This window comes from Bartonella sp. AP21QHHD (assembly GCF_042196205.1).
Taxonomy (GTDB): domain Bacteria; phylum Pseudomonadota; class Alphaproteobacteria; order Rhizobiales; family Rhizobiaceae; genus Bartonella.
On the sequence record NZ_JBHIPT010000010.1, the window covers coordinates 1 to 17,082 of the forward strand.

General features: G+C 37.4%; 14 protein-coding genes, 3 tRNA genes and 3 pseudogenes. 2 read left to right on the top strand and 18 right to left on the bottom strand.

What is annotated here, in order from left to right; all coding sequences use genetic code 11:
• Window positions 1-279: 279 nt before the first annotated feature.
• The 5 genes from ACFIMC_RS00170 to ACFIMC_RS00190 all read right to left on the bottom strand — a co-directional run bounded on the left by ACFIMC_RS00170 (window position 280) and on the right by ACFIMC_RS00190 (window position 6,276).
• A complete protein-coding gene (locus ACFIMC_RS00170; protein ID WP_375672127.1) occupies window positions 280-3,003 on the bottom strand; it encodes a valine--tRNA ligase in 2,724 nt (907 codons plus the stop codon).
• A gap of 137 nt (window positions 3,004-3,140) precedes the next feature.
• Window positions 3,141-3,695: a DUF2497 domain-containing protein gene (locus tag ACFIMC_RS00175; protein ID WP_375612445.1), complete on the bottom strand. Its 555-nt coding sequence runs from the start codon at window positions 3,693-3,695 to the stop codon at window positions 3,141-3,143.
• Between the two features lie 253 nt (window positions 3,696-3,948).
• Window positions 3,949-5,241 carry a TolC family outer membrane protein gene (locus tag ACFIMC_RS00180; RefSeq protein ID WP_375651365.1) on the bottom strand — a complete coding sequence of 431 codons (1,293 nt, stop codon included), beginning with the start codon at window positions 5,239-5,241 and terminating at the stop codon, window positions 3,949-3,951.
• Between the two features lie 66 nt (window positions 5,242-5,307).
• On the bottom strand, window positions 5,308-5,982 hold the full coding sequence (locus ACFIMC_RS00185) for a protein-L-isoaspartate O-methyltransferase (RefSeq protein WP_375613722.1): 675 nt from the start codon (window positions 5,980-5,982) through the stop codon (window positions 5,308-5,310).
• A gap of 220 nt (window positions 5,983-6,202) precedes the next feature.
• Window positions 6,203-6,276: transfer RNA gene (locus ACFIMC_RS00190), tRNA-Cys, on the bottom strand.
• 184 nt (window positions 6,277-6,460) lie between these two features.
• Between ACFIMC_RS00190 and ACFIMC_RS00195 the strand changes: the two genes are divergently transcribed.
• Window positions 6,461-6,535 (top strand) — tRNA-Asn (locus ACFIMC_RS00195).
• A gap of 1,353 nt (window positions 6,536-7,888) precedes the next feature.
• Here ACFIMC_RS00195 and ACFIMC_RS00200 read toward each other — a convergent pair.
• The 3 genes and pseudogenes from ACFIMC_RS00200 to ilvA all read right to left on the bottom strand — a co-directional run bounded on the left by ACFIMC_RS00200 (window position 7,889) and on the right by ilvA (window position 11,403).
• Window positions 7,889-9,271 carry a DEAD/DEAH box helicase gene (locus ACFIMC_RS00200; protein ID WP_375675581.1) on the bottom strand — a complete coding sequence of 461 codons (1,383 nt, stop codon included), beginning with the start codon at window positions 9,269-9,271 and terminating at the stop codon, window positions 7,889-7,891.
• A 290-nt stretch (window positions 9,272-9,561) separates the two neighbouring features.
• On the bottom strand, window positions 9,562-10,092 hold the full coding sequence (locus ACFIMC_RS00205; protein WP_375638347.1) for a hypothetical protein: 531 nt from the start codon (window positions 10,090-10,092) through the stop codon (window positions 9,562-9,564).
• Window positions 10,093-10,127: 35 nt separating this feature from the next.
• Window positions 10,128-11,403: pseudogene (gene ilvA, locus ACFIMC_RS00210) on the bottom strand (threonine ammonia-lyase IlvA).
• Window positions 11,404-11,549: 146 nt separating this feature from the next.
• On the opposite strand from ilvA, the gene ACFIMC_RS00215 reads away from it, so the two are divergent.
• Window positions 11,550-11,635: transfer RNA gene (locus ACFIMC_RS00215), tRNA-Leu, on the top strand.
• A 249-nt stretch (window positions 11,636-11,884) separates the two neighbouring features.
• Here ACFIMC_RS00215 and ACFIMC_RS00220 read toward each other — a convergent pair.
• The 10 genes and pseudogenes from ACFIMC_RS00220 to ACFIMC_RS00265 form a co-directional block, all read right to left on the bottom strand.
• Window positions 11,885-12,476 (bottom strand): annotated as a pseudogene (locus ACFIMC_RS00220) (antA/AntB antirepressor family protein).
• Between the two features lie 271 nt (window positions 12,477-12,747).
• Window positions 12,748-12,828, bottom strand: a pseudogene (locus tag ACFIMC_RS00225) (integrase dna protein); the annotation flags it as partial.
• 36 nt (window positions 12,829-12,864) lie between these two features.
• The gene (locus ACFIMC_RS00230; protein ID WP_375607459.1) at window positions 12,865-13,284 is read right to left on the bottom strand and encodes a hypothetical protein; all 420 of its coding nucleotides are present in this window, start codon (window positions 13,282-13,284) and stop codon (window positions 12,865-12,867) included.
• A 117-nt stretch (window positions 13,285-13,401) separates the two neighbouring features.
• Window positions 13,402-13,569, bottom strand: coding sequence for a hypothetical protein (locus ACFIMC_RS00235; RefSeq protein WP_167309078.1), 168 nt, complete (start codon window positions 13,567-13,569; stop codon window positions 13,402-13,404).
• Between the two features lie 76 nt (window positions 13,570-13,645).
• Complete coding sequence (locus tag ACFIMC_RS00240) at window positions 13,646-13,912, bottom strand: helix-turn-helix transcriptional regulator (protein WP_375672124.1); 267 nt, start codon at window positions 13,910-13,912, stop codon at window positions 13,646-13,648.
• 82 nt (window positions 13,913-13,994) lie between these two features.
• A complete protein-coding gene (locus ACFIMC_RS00245) occupies window positions 13,995-14,618 on the bottom strand; it encodes a lambda exonuclease family protein (protein ID WP_273790348.1) in 624 nt (207 codons plus the stop codon).
• 1 nt (window position 14,619) lies between these two features.
• Window positions 14,620-15,429, bottom strand: a complete 810-nt coding sequence (locus tag ACFIMC_RS00250; RefSeq protein WP_375672123.1) for an ERF family protein — start codon at window positions 15,427-15,429, stop codon at window positions 14,620-14,622.
• A 241-nt stretch (window positions 15,430-15,670) separates the two neighbouring features.
• Window positions 15,671-15,856, bottom strand: coding sequence for a hypothetical protein (locus ACFIMC_RS00255; RefSeq protein ID WP_375685613.1), 186 nt, complete (start codon window positions 15,854-15,856; stop codon window positions 15,671-15,673).
• Window positions 15,857-15,934: 78 nt separating this feature from the next.
• Window positions 15,935-16,339 carry a hypothetical protein gene (locus ACFIMC_RS00260; RefSeq protein ID WP_375672121.1) on the bottom strand — a complete coding sequence of 135 codons (405 nt, stop codon included), beginning with the start codon at window positions 16,337-16,339 and terminating at the stop codon, window positions 15,935-15,937.
• 12 nt (window positions 16,340-16,351) lie between these two features.
• The gene (locus ACFIMC_RS00265; protein ID WP_375680955.1) at window positions 16,352-17,080 is read right to left on the bottom strand and encodes a Rha family transcriptional regulator; all 729 of its coding nucleotides are present in this window, start codon (window positions 17,078-17,080) and stop codon (window positions 16,352-16,354) included.
• Window positions 17,081-17,082 lie beyond the last annotated feature (2 nt).

Sequence of the window (17,082 nt, forward strand, 5' to 3'; positions counted from 1 at the left end):
AAAAAAACTCAATAGAATCAAGATTCACCTATTCCCCCATATTAGACATAACTATTTTATTTTACTTGCTTTTTATATACCATTCATGATCTACGTCGTGGAATAAGCTTGGATGCCTTAAAAGATGTCTCTTTAATGATAAACATAAAACAATGGATTTCAGTAGAGATTTTATGATCGTTCATGAAAAACTAACAAAAGAAAAAGTTTCCTTTTAAAGAAGATCTATACTAGCCCTACTGGTATGCAATTATCTATCAAAAAAATAAAAAGTTGAAATCAATCTAACCGCTCTAAAGCAACAAATATTTTTTTCTGCGCTGCACGCAGTTCTACAACCCTATTCCGCTCACGCTCAACAATTTCTGCTTTTGCATTTGCTATAAATTGGGGGTTGTTTAACTTAAGCGATATTTTTTCAATATCTTGTTCAATTTTACTGACATCCTTCCTCAAACGAACACGTTCAGCCTCCAAATCAATCAACTGTCCTAATGGTAAACAAAAAACAGCCTCTCCCAAAATCATTTGTGCTGATACTTCCGGAACTTTATCAGAGAAATCAATAACTTCAATACGCGCTAATTTTTTAAGAAGTGCATCATAACGCTTCACACGCTCTCGCGTTACTTCCCCTCCTTCGACAACAACAAGAGGTGCTTGTGTAGCCACTGGAATATTCATTTCAAAACGTACAGACCGAATCCCTGTGACGACATCAATAAGCCAATTAATATCATCAGCAGCTTCTTCATCTATCAATGTTTCCTCTGGCCATTTTGTCAATGCGAGCATATCCTCACGCTTGATGGCTTGCGTTTCTGTAAGAGACCACAACTCTTCCGTCATATAAGGCATAAAAGGATGAAGAAGTTTATAAACTTCATCTAAAACCCAAGCAGTACAAGCTTGAGCCTCATTTTTAGCATCTTCATTTTCCCCCTGAAAAATAGGTTTGAGAAGCTCCAAATACCAATCACATAATGTATTCCAAATGAAACGGTAAAGAGTGGCAGCAGACTCATTAAATTTATAGTGTTCAATACCAGTCGTAACTGCTGAAATTGTTTTAGATAACTCTGTTAAAATCCAACGATTAAGCGCCAATTTTGCTTGTTCTGGTTTAAAAGCTGGATCATGCTTCACACCATTCATCTGTGCAAATCGGGTAGCATTCCACAATTTCGTAGCAAAATTACGATAACCAGCAATACGGGAAACATCAAGTTTTACATCACGACCTTGTGCTGCCATAATAGCTAAAGTAAATCGAAGTGCATCAGCACTATATTGATCAATAAGCTCTAAGGGATCAATAATATTTCCCTTTGATTTTGACATCTTTGCGCCCTTTTGATCCCGCACAAGAGCATGCACATAAACCGTTGGGAAAGGAACGTCACCTATAAAGTGAAGTCCCATCATCATCATACGAGCAACCCAGAAAAAAATAATATCAAATCCTGTCACAGATAAAGATGTTGGGTAAAAAGTAGATAATTCAGTCGTTTTATTTGGCCATCCTAATGTTGAAAAAGGCCAAAGAGCTGATGAAAACCACGTATCTAAAACATCCGGATCACGGATTAAGTCAACAACCTCACCATAATGAGCAAAAGCTGAATCTAAAGCCTCTTTTTCACTTTTTTCAACAAAAACCGTTCCATCAGGACCATACCAAGCAGGAATCTGATGTCCCCACCATAATTGGCGAGAAATGCACCAAGGTTGAATATTTTCCATCCAATTGAAGTACGTCTTTTTCCAGTTATCGGGAACGAACTGCGTTTTGCCTTGTTGAACAGCCTCTATCGCTGGCTTTGCTAATTCAGCAGCATGAACATACCATTGATCTGTCAAAAAAGGCTCAATAGGGACACCACTGCGATCTCCATGAGGAACCATATGGGTATGATCATCAACAGAAGCTAAATATCCCTGTTCTTCCATCAAAGAAACAATCTTCTGGCGAGCAACAAAACGATCAGATTTATCGAGATTTTCTACTAACATTTTTAATTCATCTGATAAAATCAAACCATCGAAAAATGCTTCATTTTCACGAAGAAAAATCTCGGCTTGCTGGGTAAAAATATTGATCAAGCGTAAATGATTACGCTGTCCTACTTCAAAGTCATTAAAGTCATGAGCTGGTGTGATTTTTACAGCACCACTTCCAGCCTCAGGATCAGCATGGCTATCACCAACAATTAATAACTTACGACCAACAAGCGGCAAAAGAGCATTTTTACCGATAAGATGTTTATAACGCTCATCTTCAGGATTAACAGCAATTCCTGTATCACCAAGCATTGTTTCTGGTCGTGTTGTCGCCACTGTTATAAAAGTTGTAGCATCATTTGGATCAAAAGTTTTACCTTCAAGTGGATATCTAAAGTGCCACAAATGTCCTTGAACTTCTTTTTGCTCAACTTCAAGATCTGAAATAGCTGTCAACAATTTAGGATCCCAATTGACGAGGCGCTTATCCCTATATATCAACCCTTGCTTATAAAGCGTGACAAAGACTTCACGAACCGCCTGCGACAACCCCTCATCCATTGTAAACCGCTCACGCGACCAATCACATGAAACCCCAAGGCGACGCAACTGGTTTGCAATAACGCCTCCAGTTTCATAACGCCATTCCCAAATACGCTCAATAAACTTTTCTCTCCCCATTTCTTGACGCGTTGGCTCTTGACGTTCTGCAAGTTGACGTTCCACAACCATTTGCGTAGCAATCCCAGCATGATCCATACCAGGCTGCCACAACACATTTTTGCCACGCATCCGCTGAAATCTAACTATTATATCTTGAATTGTCGTATTGAGCGCATGCCCCATATGAAGTGAGCCTGTAACATTAGGAGGTGGAAGCATAACGCAAAAAGGTTCTGCATCGCTTTTAGAACCAGCTCCCGCTTTAAAAGCCCCACGAGTCTCCCATCTCTTTGCAACCCGTTGCTCTATAGAGGAAGCATCATAGTTTTTTTCTAACATTCTATCCATCCATAACGCCGCTGAAAAACACAATATATGATCAAAACCTGATCAGAATCTCGTGAATCTCAGCCATTCACTAGAGAGCTCGCAAAATCGCAAACAAAATCCCCATAAAATGAAAAACATAAAAATAATTAAGACGATTTTTTAATCGCCTTCACAATCTCTTCACGCAAAATATCTTCCAGCAAAATAGGCAATTTAGACTGTAACCATTCTGCTATAGCCGGACGCAACACATCCTTTGCAATCTTTTCTGCAGAAGAAATACAATATGCAGACAATTCCACATGACCATCCCTTCCAGCGTCTGACTGTGATTTCCTTATCTCATCTTCATATTCTTTTGCTTTATAAACAGAATTCCGTTCTTCAGAAGAAAGCTTCATCTTTTGCATATCCATACCAACTGTATTATTTTCTGCCTCTATATCCTCTTTCTCTTGCGTTATCTTCCCTCCTTGATTTTCAGAAGAAAGACCAATACGATCAGCTAAAGCTTTCATAGCATCATCAACCGATAAGGTTGTATCATAAATACCCTCGGATGCCACTTCTGAAGCATTCACTGCAACATCTTCATTTAAAAAGTGATCAGATTGAACCGCATTTTCTTCGATTATTTCACGAATAGATGTTAAAATTTCATCCATACTTGGCTCACGTAACACGCTTGAACTCTGTACCATACTTTACAACCTCTCAAAGACGCAACAACAAATAGAATCATATTTTCAGTGTATGCAAAAGAATTATAAGATCAACATGCCTCCTACGATATTTTCAAATATGCTTGTCATAAAGAGGGCGCTACACACAGTTTTCTACACTTAGTAAAAATAATATCTCGCCGCAATATCTTTCAACATATTCAACTGTTGATTTACTAATCTTTTAAAAACTAAAATAATTTAATAAGATTCAAAGAGATACTTTTATGTATTATCGGATATATTTAATTGTTTTTAAACCTAAATAACTTGCAGTCAATTTACCAATAGAAGATTGAACACTATAGCTCGCCACAACAGCATTACGCTCTGCCATTGCAAGCGCAATCTGAGCATTAATCAATAGAGTACGAGAATTTAAAACATCCAGCGTCGTTGCTTGCCCTACGCGATTTTCTTGAACACGACCTTTCAGAGCAATTTCAGCAGCACGAACACTTTCACGGTAAGCAACAACAGATGAGCGTGCGCCCTCCAACTGAAACCAAGCAGAAGTAAGTGCTTGTCGCGTATTACTATGCGCCAAATCGAGTTGAAGCTGCGCCTGTCCAAGCTGTTCCCTTGATTGGCGAATTTGCGCAGACGTACGCCCTCCTTCAAAGATTGGGACACTTACTGACAACCCTATCGATTTAGAAACGCCATCTTCTCCAACCCCGCTGTAGATTCGATTATAAGATGCTGTTGCAGAAAAATCAACTTTAGGGAGCAATGCCCCTTCTTTCGCCTTTACATTATAAACACTCGCATCAACTAAATATTTAGCATAAAGGATTGCTGGATGCATCACAACGCTCATTTGGTAAGCCATATCAAGGTTGACGGGAAAATCTTTGGCTAGAGGTGGGCGTTTTAACTTTTCAGGATCAGAACCAATAACTTGTCGATACACTGCCTCTGCTGCTTTTACATCAGAACGAGCAAGACTCAGCTCTGAAACCGCCACGGAACGTGCAGCTTGAGCTTGAGCAAGATCAACATGCCCTCCTTCACCCACATCAAATTTTGCTTTATTAGAACGAACTTGTTCCTCAAGAGCTGCCAAATTTTCTCTCCGAAGATCGGCAACACGACGTGCGTGATAGACATTAGCATAAGCGGTCACCGCCTCTAGAAACGTATTTTGTTCAACATTACGAAGATATTCACGCTGAGCCTGCAACTTAACTTGAGCTGAAGAAAAGATATTTTGCGTGATAAAACCATCAAATAATCTTTGATTTAATCTCACTCCTATAGATCCAGAAGTGACATAAGGACCTGTAAAAGACTTATTGCGCCCATAGTTCCCAACCCCCTCAACTTGTGGCAATAGCCCCGATCGCGCAATGACAACATCATCACTGGATATACGCACAGCTGCACGTTCACTATTCAACTTAGCATTATATTTATAAGCCTTAGAAAAGGCATCCATCAATGTTTCAGCACAAACAGCCTCTGATAGAAAAACACTCAACACCAGCAATAAACACGCCTGAAACTTCTTGTTTACTCTAAACATAATACACACAATAACAAACCCCAAATAAATTACAAAATTATCTTTTATTCACAAAACAAACAAGCACTAAAACACAAAACCAGGTGTTTTGAAAAAACAAGGAAGAGGCTTTACAGCGAGGTTAAAAGCACGACGAGCCGAGATGATCCCATCTTCTTTTATATAGATTTGTGCAACAGCAGCATTTCCATGCCCTTCAACCACAACAAGACGTCCACAGTCTTTCATTTGATCAAAGATACCTTGAGGAATAAAATCAACAGATCCCTCAATGAAAATCACGTCATAAGGTCCCTCAACGGCATATCCTTTCTCTAATGGACCATGAACGACAACCACATTATCACATTGATTCCGTTCTAAAGCTTCAAGAGCACGTTCAAAGAGAGATTTATCACTTTCCAGCGCAATCACAGACCCTGCAAGTTTTGCAAGCAACGCTGCACAATAACCACTATTTGCACCAATATCTAAAACAACATCTGATGATTTTACAGCGGCAAGCTGTAGTAATTTCGCTAGAGACGCAGGTTTCATCAAATAGCGTGCAGGAACCCCATCTTGCTCTGGACATAGAACAATATCAGTATCAAGATAACTTAACACTTTCATATCTTCCGATACAAAATCTTCACGAGATACCGTTAAAAAGGCTTCAAGAACTGATAAATCCGTTACATCGACTGTACGAATTTGATTGTCAACCATTTTGCGACGAAGCTCAGCAAAATCTGCAACCATAACGAATATTTTCTCCTAACCTACAAAAAACAAACAAAACAGCGACAATAAGGGATAAAGATCTCTTAAACTATGGGCGTTACAAAAAAGGATACTACAGTCAACAATTAGATTTTAACTGTATAATCTCTCATACAAAAGTGTCTTCACAAGAATAGAGGGAAATAATCTATTTTCCTATACCTCATCTCCCTTAAAAGCCGTTTCGTTTAAAATCGGCTGGAGGCCTCGCCCGGAATCGAACCGGGATACAAGGATTTGCAGTCCTCTGCGTAACCATTCCGCCACGAGGCCTCGTCAACAAACATAAAGGTTTCAATAAGGGAAGGCAACGCATCCGTCAAGGTGTAGAAATATTCTCTCGCCTTTTTTCCTCTTATTACACAATTTATCATATTTTTTTAAAAAAAGTAATTTTATCCTTTGCAAATCAGTATTGCTTTGCTATAGCCTTTTCAACGAGATGATTGGGCACCATTCCCCGGTAGCTCAGCGGTAGAGCAACCGGCTGTTAACCGGTTGGTCGCTGGTTCGAATCCGGCCCGGGGAGCCACTTTTCTTTTATTCCACGTAGTTTATTGTTTTTTCTAAAGTTTTTAGACATGAGGGATTCGTTAATAAAAGTAATGGAATAGGATTTTTGCAATAAAGTAGAAACGCAATATCCTACGGGATGTGTTTTTTGCAATGAACGCAAAAAGCGATTGATTCATTTTAAATACTTTTTTCAAACTACCGCGCCTTTATAAGAGGACACAGCAATTATTTGCACATTATAAATTACGATTTCTTTCATCAGAGATGAGTTATTAAGCTCCATCAGCAATGAATCGGTCTCATATATTTTTTTCCAAAGAAAGAATGATTTCTACTTAATAAAGGAGTTAAACTTAAAAACCTGCTCATGAAGCAATCATTTTGAAAAATGGAAGAAACAATAATCAAGGTCATATATTATCTCCATACACCCCACATAACCCCCTCCCCATCCTAAAAGCAAAAAACATAAAACAAGTCTGTAAACGCTCCGACGTCTTATCTAACAGGTTATTCCTCCTGCTAACCACTTCAACGCTTTACAAACAACCTTGCCTTGTTCACCACACTGTCATAAAACATTTAATACATAAAATCTTATAGGCTTTATATCCCCCAAATAATAGTTTTACAGTAAAAACCAAGATAACGAGCTAAATTGTTAAGAATCCTGAGAAAGCCTTCAGAAATCATGACATTCTCGCTATTGTATTATGCAGTCACATGCTTTTTTAAAGAGATATCTCTTAAATACCCCAACACTCTTTCACAATGACACCCCCGTAAATGGTATAAAATGAAATCGATTGATCAGCCCCATCTTTATTTATAATAAAAGCCATACCATCGTACTATTTTCCAACTCTCAATCTCAGCAATCCCCCATTGCCTTGGAAAGAGTTTATAAAAATTATTTTATTTATTTTTCAAATGATTATCTATATGAAAACTTCACACATAACGTGCAAGCGAATACTTTTGATTGATCCGCATAAATAACTTCAAAATGAAAAAAATACGATATAATGAATTATTCAATATATAAAACAATGAGTTATTATTAGACATCAATTTTTAAAATTAAAAGTTATCATTAAAGATAAAACACATCCTTTATAAAAATAGTTTTATATAAATAAAATCTACTTTTATTCCCATTTAAAAAAATAGGAATAAAGCAAATAAATAATTTCCTCTACAATAAAGATTTTTAATAAATCCAAAAAGTTAGAAGTTTTCATTTCTAAAAAATGAAAACCTCTAAAGGATCGTCTTACTTTGACAAGAGTATTTTATAGCTCTTTTCAATTGAGAATAAATCAACAAAAGTAAAAAATCTCCAGTACATGATCTTTTTTCAAGACTTTATCTAAGCAGCCCTCTTAACTGATTTTCGAAAACGAAGAGGCTTTGCACGCTTTACTACTGCTTTTGCTTTTTTATGCCTCTCATTTTGAGGTGAAGAATTCTTTCGTTGCAACTGTGCAGCATCATCTTTTCGACTTACAAACTGTTTTTGACGTTTAGATTTTTTAAAACGGCGTTCCTTATCATTTGCTTTTTCTCTACTTTCTCGCACAATTGGCTTTTCTGGAAACGCTGCAAATTGTTCTGGAACAGACTCAGCCACCAATTTCATACGAATCAAGCGCTCTATAGCACGCAAGCGGGACCTTTCTGTCTTCTCATCAAAAAGCGTAAGTGCTTCACCTGATGCACCATTGCGTCCTGTACGACCAATACGATGCACATAACTTTCAGCTTCATCTGGTAAGTCGTAATTAATAACGTGGCTTATCCCTGGTATATCAATACCGCGTGCAGCAATATCTGTTGCCACTAGGATCTGCACAGATCTTTCACGAAAAGCTTTTAAAGCAGACTGGCGAGCACCTTGTGATTTATTCCCATGAATTGTTGCGACTAAATATCCTACCTTTTCTAAACTACGTGTGACAGCATCTGCCCCATGTTTAGTTCGAGTAAAAACAATAACCGAATCAAAAGCTGGATTTGTCAAAAGTTTACTTAAAACATTCTTTTTTTCATTCGTAGGAACACAATATAATTTTTGGCAAATCTCTACAGCCGTAGTACCTTGAGGAACAACTTCAATTTTAACCGGATCATTGAGCAAACATTTTGCAAGCACAGCAATTTCCCTCGGCATTGTTGCAGAAAAGAGTGCTGTCTGACGCTCTTGATGCAAAAGCTTTGCAATTTGCTTAACATCATGAATAAAACCCATATCCAACATACGATCTGCTTCATCCAAAATCAAAAAACGAGATTGGGAAAGATCAACACACTTTTCACGAACAAGATCTCTCAAACGCCCTGGAGTCGCTATCAAAACATCCACACCTGCTTCCATACGTTTAATTTGTTTTAAACGTGATACGCCCCCAAAAATAAGACATGTTGAAAGATGTGCTCCTTTCGCCACAGTACGAATCGTTTCATCAATCTGCACAGCAAGTTCACGCGTTGGAGCTAAAATCAAAGCGCGTGCAGTTTTAGGGCAGCGTTTATCACCTAAAGCCAAAATCTGACTTAAAATAGGCAAACTAAATGCCAAGGTTTTTCCAGAACCTGTCTGAGCAACACCTAAAATATCGTGTCCTTTCAACATAACTGGAATAGCTTGTTCTTGTATAGGTTTAGGTTTACTCATCCCAGCAATGAGTAAATTTTTAATCAAAAGAGTAGGCAAACCTAACTTTGTAAAAACATTTTCTTCTTTTATAGGCAAAATAAAATCTTTCCTTAGCTGAAGAACTCAAAAGAAGTAACCATCTGAACTCTCCACTCAAGAATCCGCGCAAGAGAAATCCCTGACATTTTAAATGAAGCAACGCCTAAAAAGCGGCTTGCGCAACTCATGAACACCTTGAAATCAAGATAAAGGCGTATAAACTTCACTTTACAAAAAGCCAACAAACCAGCCTAAATGCCTTCATCTCTATTATCTTTGGATTATGATAAAAAAGCAAGAACTTTACGAAATACATTTATCATGAATAAAAACAATATTTAGATCGTTTACTTTTTGATGATTGTGTCCATCGGTAAATGTACCTTGATAAAATCAGGATAAATCTCGAGAAAAACTGGATTTTGTAAAGTTTTTTGACCGCCATAAATTAAATACCATTGTGTTTTATCAAAAATCGCCAAAGTTTTATATTGAATGATGCGATCTTTCATCTCAAGAACTGTTGGAATTAAAGCATACAAAGTACCGTTATCAGTTTGTAAATACTCTATATTTTCTTTATCTAAATAATAAGCACCAGAAGGCACCCCCTCAAATTTCTTATGCAACTGTTGAAGAAAATCACTACGTAAAGCACTCTCTGTTGTATTCAATCGATGTGCCATCTCTTTATAAAGCCGCTCAGGCATATAACGAGAAATAGGCATAAAATCCCCATTTTTTATAGCATTATTGACATCAACAACGACTCTTGAAAGTTCATCTTTTTGTACTATTGTTGGCTGAGATGCTAAACTCTGTTGATTAACAATCAAAAAGAAAAACAGACTCAGCACCGAATAAAAAATAGGTTTCATCATTATACTTCTTGTTTTAGTAAAATTTCAGTTTCTCAAATAACAAAATCAAATAACGTTTGATCATCAGTAATATCACGATAACGCCAACCTAACGCTTGAAATTTTTCCTCTAAAAGACAAAAATTACCGTATTTTTTTGTTTCAATCGCAACCAATACAGAACCAAAGTTTCTCGCTGACTTTTTAAGATATTCAAAACGTACGATATCATCATCTGGTGATAATGTGGAAAGAAAATGACGCAATGCACCAGGATGTTGCGGAAAACTAAAAATAAAATATTTTCTCAACCCTTGGAAACGTAAAGAACGCTCTTTAATTTCTGGCAAACGCTCAAAATCAAAATTACCTCCTGAAATAACGAGAAGAATTTTTTTCCCCTTTAACTCTTGAGGAGGAATACTGTTAAGCGCATCAATCGATAAAGCACCAGCCGGTTCCAGAACCACACCTTCAACATTAAGCATTTCAACCATCGTAGAACAAACGCGGTTTTCAGGAACCGTAATGACAGAATCAGGGGGAAATTGCTTTAGAATTGTATAGTTTAGAGCACCAATTTCAGCCACAGCAGCACCATCTACAAAAGTGTCAATGCTTTCAAGCTTGACGCGTTTTCCACTCTCCAAACAAGCAAGCAAACTTGCAGCTCTTTGCGGCTCAACAAAACGAAGCTTTGTTTTCCAACCATATTCATGTAAAAACTTGCTCACTCCACTTGCCAACCCCCCCCCCTACCGGCACAATCATCAAATCTGGCTCACTTTCTCCATTGAGTTTTTTCCATTGTAAAGCAGCTTCACAAAGCACTGTTGCCTGCCCTGTAATAATGCGAATATCATCGAAAGGTGGAGCCATTACACCACCGCTCTCTACGACAAAGGATTGCGCAGCTTCATAACATTGATCAAATGTTTCACCAACCAAACGAATATCAATGAATTCTTTACCAAAAATACGTGTTTTTTCAATTTTTTGTTGTGGCGTTGTCATAGGCATGAAAATCACGCCTTTACGTTTAAAATAACGACAAACAAAAGAAACCCCTTGCGCGTGATTCCCCGCTGAAGCACAAACAAATGCAGAATCTGGTGATATACAGCTAAGCATTTCTGAAACAAAATTGAAAGCACCACGAATCTTATAAGACCGCACCGGTGTTAAATCTTCACGCTTTAAATAAATTTCTGCATCATACTTTTGACTAAGAAAATCATTTCTTTGAAGTGGTGTTTCAGCAAACACGTGATGCAATCCCACCATAGCTTTTGTGACGTCTTGAATAAATTGACTCATAACACTAATCATTTCATACTTTATTTACATTATAAAAGCTTTTTCTATCGATAAAGGAAACTATTGTCAGTCAAAATTTCACTAAAAAATGAAAAATGTTTCTTTTGTCATTAATTCTTGATTCAATAAAAGATATAGCTTATGAGAGAACTCACATCGCGGACGTGATGAAAACGGTAAACATAGCAGACTTAAAATCTGCCGGTCGAAGACCTTGCGGGTTCAAGTCCCGCCGTCCGCACCACGATATGTGGATTTCCCCTTATTTTTCAGTAATTTATTAGAAATTAGAAAAAATTAAACCACCTTCTAAACCACCTTTTAAAACCCTATCATAACGCTATCAGATGGTATTGAGATAGTACTAAAATACGAATCATTGCTGCTTTTTTGAGGCATATTTTGGAACTAAATCACCATACCATGTTTTGCTTCGACTCCCCAATTCCCCTCCCCGCCATAAAAGACGAGGAGATAGAATCAATTTTCCAAACTAAGCAGCTTTCGTAACAGACCTTGCTAAAACCCGCTTAGCTTCTTTAATGAGAGCTTTATATTTTCTATTCTCTTCATCGACTCTAAAAGCATCAACAAGACGCACATGGATAGGACCTAAAAGATACAAAGCTTTTTCACCAGCACTCAATACCCTCCCAATGGCTTGGTAAATCAAAGCGTGTATCATTATCATAATCAACAGATTGGCTTTTTAACTTTTTCTCACACTCAATAAAGTAACGACGAGCTTGTCTGCCTTTCTCATTGCGTTCAACCATGGAAAGCTCTTTTGCCATGTCTAGAGTGAGGTGATATTCGATACTTGGACGACCACCTTTAGGTTTCGGTAAATTTTTACCGAAACTCATAACACCTTGATTTTCTTGATGGGCATTAGGTTTTACTAAATTTTTAGTAAAACTCACAAAGTCCTTATTTTCTAGGAAACCGTATTCTTTAATACGATTAATAATCCAATCGTTAAAACGAGATGTGACCTTCAAAAACGTATGCAACTCACGTGCATTTACTGTTTGAACTATTTCTTGATCAATTGTTTGTTCCGTAATTTTTATAAGAATGTTCATAATGAACTCCTATCGATTAGAGGTTTCTTATTGACATTCCAGAGGAATGCCGGGCGCTAAGAAACACGGTCGATAGTCCGTCGCTATGCTTTCCCCATAAGGGTATTGTATGGCATAGCTACACCCGACAAAACCTTTATATGCTACACGCATACAACGAGTCAAAGTCTTTAAGGCGCGGAGAAAAGATTGTTTCGGCAATCTATCCGCTATCGATTCAAGATGTTTCTTAGGCACCTGATTCGACAATAGACACATTGTTATAATCCTGTCAAGTCGCTCCTGTTATAAATGCAGCCCACTGTTCCAAGAGAGCATGGCGTTGTTCCAAAAAATCTGTTCGCATATAAGCTATTACTATCCCATACAGCATTTTGATTGTTGATGATCAATTGCAAAACGGAGTGTTGATATTGAGAAGTTTTATTATACCGTCGTTTTTACAAAACGAGCTGTTTAAGCGTCTCTCAACACTTCTTTGAGTCTTGATAGAACTATTAAGAGAATATACCGGAATCCTATCATCTTTACAATTTTCACACCATTTCCCATCTTTAATTTTATAGTGAAATCCTGATTGGATCATACAAGCATGAATCATCGACCATTCATGAATGCCTAATTTGCTATTGTCTATACCGCTACTATAAGGAGATAGCGCACCACACTCTAATAGTGCTTTTCCTACCTCAGTAGAGTTTACACCTGGCTTTTCCCATATAACAAAGGATGTTGAAGGAGGCTTTGAGTTACATCCAGCCATATTTAATAAAGCTATGCAGCTTAATAATTTTAAAGTTTGTTTCATTTTTCCCCTTTTTTAATAGATTTATTGACTATGAGAAGGCTTTAAAGCCTGTTGATGTTTCTTATCTCCATTTTTCAAATTTGTCACTGAACTTCCAGCAAATAGAACACCCTTTTTTCAAAAGGGTGAGATTTCAAATCCAACCCTTCCAAATTCTTGAAAGTCTTCAATATTTTGATGTACAAGCTTTATAACTGTAGCGTGGCTATTCCCCACACCCTCTGTAATTTTTAAAGAGATCTTAACGGCAATACCATCATTACCGATTGTCACTAAATTATTCATGATCAAGCTATTATCAATAATTTTCTGTCATTTTTGTTAACCTGTCTCTACGAGCAGTTCGTTACTTTGGACTTCTTCAAGACAATTCTACAGAATCTCTTTCAGTTTTTTTAGCTTCAATATAACGATCAATTTCAACAAGATCCCATTTTAGGTATCGTCCTTCTTGTATAAGCTTAGGAAAAGCTCCGATTTTTACAAGCTCTCTAATATATGTCATTGACATTCCGAGATAAATTGAGAGATCTTGTATATTGACAAGCCGTTGCAAACGCATCGACAGTAAAGCTTGTTCGAATAAGCTTACTTTTTCTATTGAGGCAGTTAATTTTTCTTCGTTCATTTAAAACTTTCCTTATTATCTAAGTGTTGAGAATAATTATAAATAGGCGGGGGTGCTGGGAGGAGAGAGCACCCCCATAACGTCAAGCGGCTTTTGTCAAAATCTTTTGCATCTCTTGTTCTATTTCTGCTAAAAAAGCTTCGACCGCTTGATTAATCTGTTCAATGTGTTCTTCATCACGGTGAATGCGTTTGATTTTCATGCGTAAGTATGTTGATTGCCTCGTAAAACGTGGGTCATAACTGATAAAATCACACCATTTTCGTCCCGTACAAGCCATTTGGAATTGTATTTGCGCGCTATATTCAGGCTTTATAGTGTCATCTATAAAGAAGCGTAAATGGTTTGGTGATTGTGGACATTTGACTTCAACTAAACCGTCATCACCAACAAACCCATCAGGACTAGCACCAGCCATTTTGATTGTGGGGTGTTGTATGAAACCACACTCTATGATCTCTGTATCATAAATAAATGCATATTCTTTCAAGGCATCTTCTTCATGTTCAATGCCCCATTGCATAGCCGGCGTTGGATAAGATTGGCTTACTTCACCAGTTAAACGTTCTGTTATAAGTTTGATTTTGTAGTCTTCATATTTGTTTGTCGGCATTCCCTTTGCTGTTTTACTCAGTAGGTTGTAAACGTTTGAAGCGGTGACTTTTCCCAAGCGGGCCTGAAACCATTGTGCTGTTCTTTGTTCCATTTCACACCGCCGTTTGTTGTTGAGTTGGTGCATATTCAATATCTTGTATAGGTGCATCTAATTGCTCTTGTTGTGCTTTATTCATTTGCTTTCGCTGCTTTTTTTTCAAAGCAAACAAAGCGGTTTGTGCTTGTTTAAAAGACATATCTTTTAGATTTTTTACTCCTATGAAAGAGAGAAGCCTACTTTCTTCAGATTGTGTTTTTTTAATTAATTCTTTGATTTCATTCATCTGTTCAGAAGAGATACCCGCAAGAAGTGTTATTCCATCTGTATCGTCTTCTTTTCTTGCAACATTAAGAAGCATGCCTAAGAGATATCTACGTGCGTAGCTTATAGTAGAACCAACCGCTTGTGTGTTATTTTTGCTTCCCGTAGCATCAATGGGAAATGTTCCTTGTGTTGATATTTCATTGCCCGATATATGCTTTAAAGTCATTTCTACAGTTATGTCATTTGAACTCTGGTCTTTGATACGAGAGAACAAGGCAAAGTGATGTTTTGCAAGAGGTTCTTTAATAGCATCAATATATTTATCAAGCGTTGTATAGAGGCTTTTAGTATGTGTATTAATGGCATTTTGTTCGATATTTTTATATTCCACTTGTATAGTAGAAAGATCACGGACAAAGTTTTGACACTCTTGTCGTTCTATCTCCTTTTCTCGCAATTCAAGAAGGCTCTTGAGACGATCCATATCGACATCATTTTCTAAAGCTCTTTCTAAAATAAGCTCCATAGCTGTAGGTTTGATTTCACAATCGTTCGTTTTTTCCACTAATTCCGTTTGTGTGGTACTTAGTTCACTCATCTTGATTTCCTCCTATTTGAGCGCAATTCCCCCGTGGCGTGAATCACGCATGTGTTAAAAGTTGGTTTGGTTGTTAGAGTTTGGATTTTATAGGCTGCATTATGTCTTCAGAAATTATGGTATCTACATAAGGCTCGTCTTTATACCCAGAGATAGTGATACAAAGTTCACCTAGATTGTGAGTATTTCTCACAACTAACTGTGCACACAAGGTAGGTTTAATTCCATATTTATACATGATTTATTTTTTCTCGTTTGTTGTGATACGGCTTTCTCCGCAGATCTCTGAATCTCCGTAAATTTTTGCGTCGCCATAAACTCTTGCATTGGGATAAACAATTGCATTTCCGTAAATCTGTGCGTTTTCAAAAATGCGACCACCACCATATACTCGGGCGTTATTATAAATTTTTGCATTGTCANTCAAAATCTCTTAAAGCACGAATGCGGTACAATGTATGGCAACTTACAATATCGGTGGTTTCATTAGTCAATTCGTATTTTTTCACCATGCTTTTTCTCCAGTGGACATGACGTTATCGCCATCAATATCCGCATCACGATAAATTTTTGCGTCGCCATAAATACGTGCATTACCGGAAACTGTTGCCATTCCATAAACTTCGGCAAAACCGTAAACATGTGCATTATGTTTAATTCGTGCACTACCATAAACTTCGGCATCATCATAAACCTTCGCATTTTCAGAGATATATGCATTTTGATAAATACAAGCATTGCCTCCAACCCAGCAATTATCATCATGGCTAAGATTCCATTCACTCTCGACAAAGCCTCCAAGGTCGCCTTCTTTGACATCATCAAAATCTTTTAAGGCGCGTATGCGATAAAGCGTTATTCCATCAATTTTGATTGTTTCATCAGTGAGTTTATATTTCTTTTTTATCATGATAACCTCCTCTTAATGCATGCTTTGTCTTTTAAGCTCTTGAGACAACACACCAATTCCTTTTGCTGTGATTTTTGCGCAAGGAATGACTTTTTCTATTCCACTTGCGGTTTGAAGTGTGATAGTTGGACAATCCATAAGTTTCTTTTGGATTTTGTCTTGATACGGTAGCAAATTTCCACCTACTGCTCGTCTGTAAACCCAACCTTTTTGCTGTAAGAAGAGAATGAATTGTTTTGGTTGCATCTCAAGTATTTTAGCGGTTTCTGTAAGACTAAACAGTCCGTCATGACGTTGTAAGCTTTCAAGAGCCATGGCTTTTGGTGTTAAATCTTCAATGATGGTGTCTTTTTGATCTATTTGACCTTGTAGGTAATTCAAAAAGCCAATCATAGCCTTTGGACTTGAATAGTCGATTTGTGGTGTTACTGCTTGCTTTTCCAATTCTTGCCAACGGTCTATAATCCTAGCACGTAATGTCATGCTGTAACCGGAAACTAAGATAAGGCATTCACGCTTAGGGAGGTTGTAACAGTTTTGGGGCTTACCCTGTTTATCTAAATAGGTGGATCCAAATTTGGATTGACCCCCTTCAGGATATAATTCTCCTAACATTTGTCGAATATCACGCATAATATGCGCATGTTGCTTACCGCATAACTCTGCAATTTCACGACTAGACATGGTGGGAACAGTTGTGTTTTGAAAATTGTTTTCAGATATTGTAATAAAGTTTCGCATCA

Excerpts from the sequence above, each read along its gene's own strand:
- ACFIMC_RS00170 (WP_375672127.1), bottom strand. The coding sequence starts at position 3,003 with ATGTTAGAAAAAAACTATGATGCTTCCTCTATAGAGCAACGGGTTGCA.
- ACFIMC_RS00175 (WP_375612445.1), bottom strand. The coding sequence starts at position 3,695 with ATGGTACAGAGTTCAAGCGTGTTACGTGAGCCAAGTATGGATGAAATT.
- ACFIMC_RS00180 (WP_375651365.1), bottom strand. The coding sequence starts at position 5,241 with ATGTTTAGAGTAAACAAGAAGTTTCAGGCGTGTTTATTGCTGGTGTTG.
- ACFIMC_RS00185 (WP_375613722.1), bottom strand. The coding sequence starts at position 5,982 with ATGGTTGCAGATTTTGCTGAGCTTCGTCGCAAAATGGTTGACAATCAA.
- ACFIMC_RS00205 (WP_375638347.1), bottom strand. The coding sequence starts at position 10,092 with ATGAAACCTATTTTTTATTCGGTGCTGAGTCTGTTTTTCTTTTTGATT.
- ACFIMC_RS00230 (WP_375607459.1), bottom strand. The coding sequence starts at position 13,284 with ATGAAACAAACTTTAAAATTATTAAGCTGCATAGCTTTATTAAATATG.
- ACFIMC_RS00235 (WP_167309078.1), bottom strand. The coding sequence starts at position 13,569 with ATGAATAATTTAGTGACAATCGGTAATGATGGTATTGCCGTTAAGATC.
- ACFIMC_RS00240 (WP_375672124.1), bottom strand. The coding sequence starts at position 13,912 with ATGAACGAAGAAAAATTAACTGCCTCAATAGAAAAAGTAAGCTTATTC.
- ACFIMC_RS00245 (WP_273790348.1), bottom strand. The coding sequence starts at position 14,618 with ATGGAACAAAGAACAGCACAATGGTTTCAGGCCCGCTTGGGAAAAGTC.
- ACFIMC_RS00250 (WP_375672123.1), bottom strand. The coding sequence starts at position 15,429 with ATGAGTGAACTAAGTACCACACAAACGGAATTAGTGGAAAAAACGAAC.
- ACFIMC_RS00260 (WP_375672121.1), bottom strand. The coding sequence starts at position 16,339 with ATGATAAAAAAGAAATATAAACTCACTGATGAAACAATCAAAATTGAT.
- ACFIMC_RS00265 (WP_375680955.1), bottom strand. The coding sequence starts at position 17,080 with ATGCGAAACTTTATTACAATATCTGAAAACAATTTTCAAAACACAACT.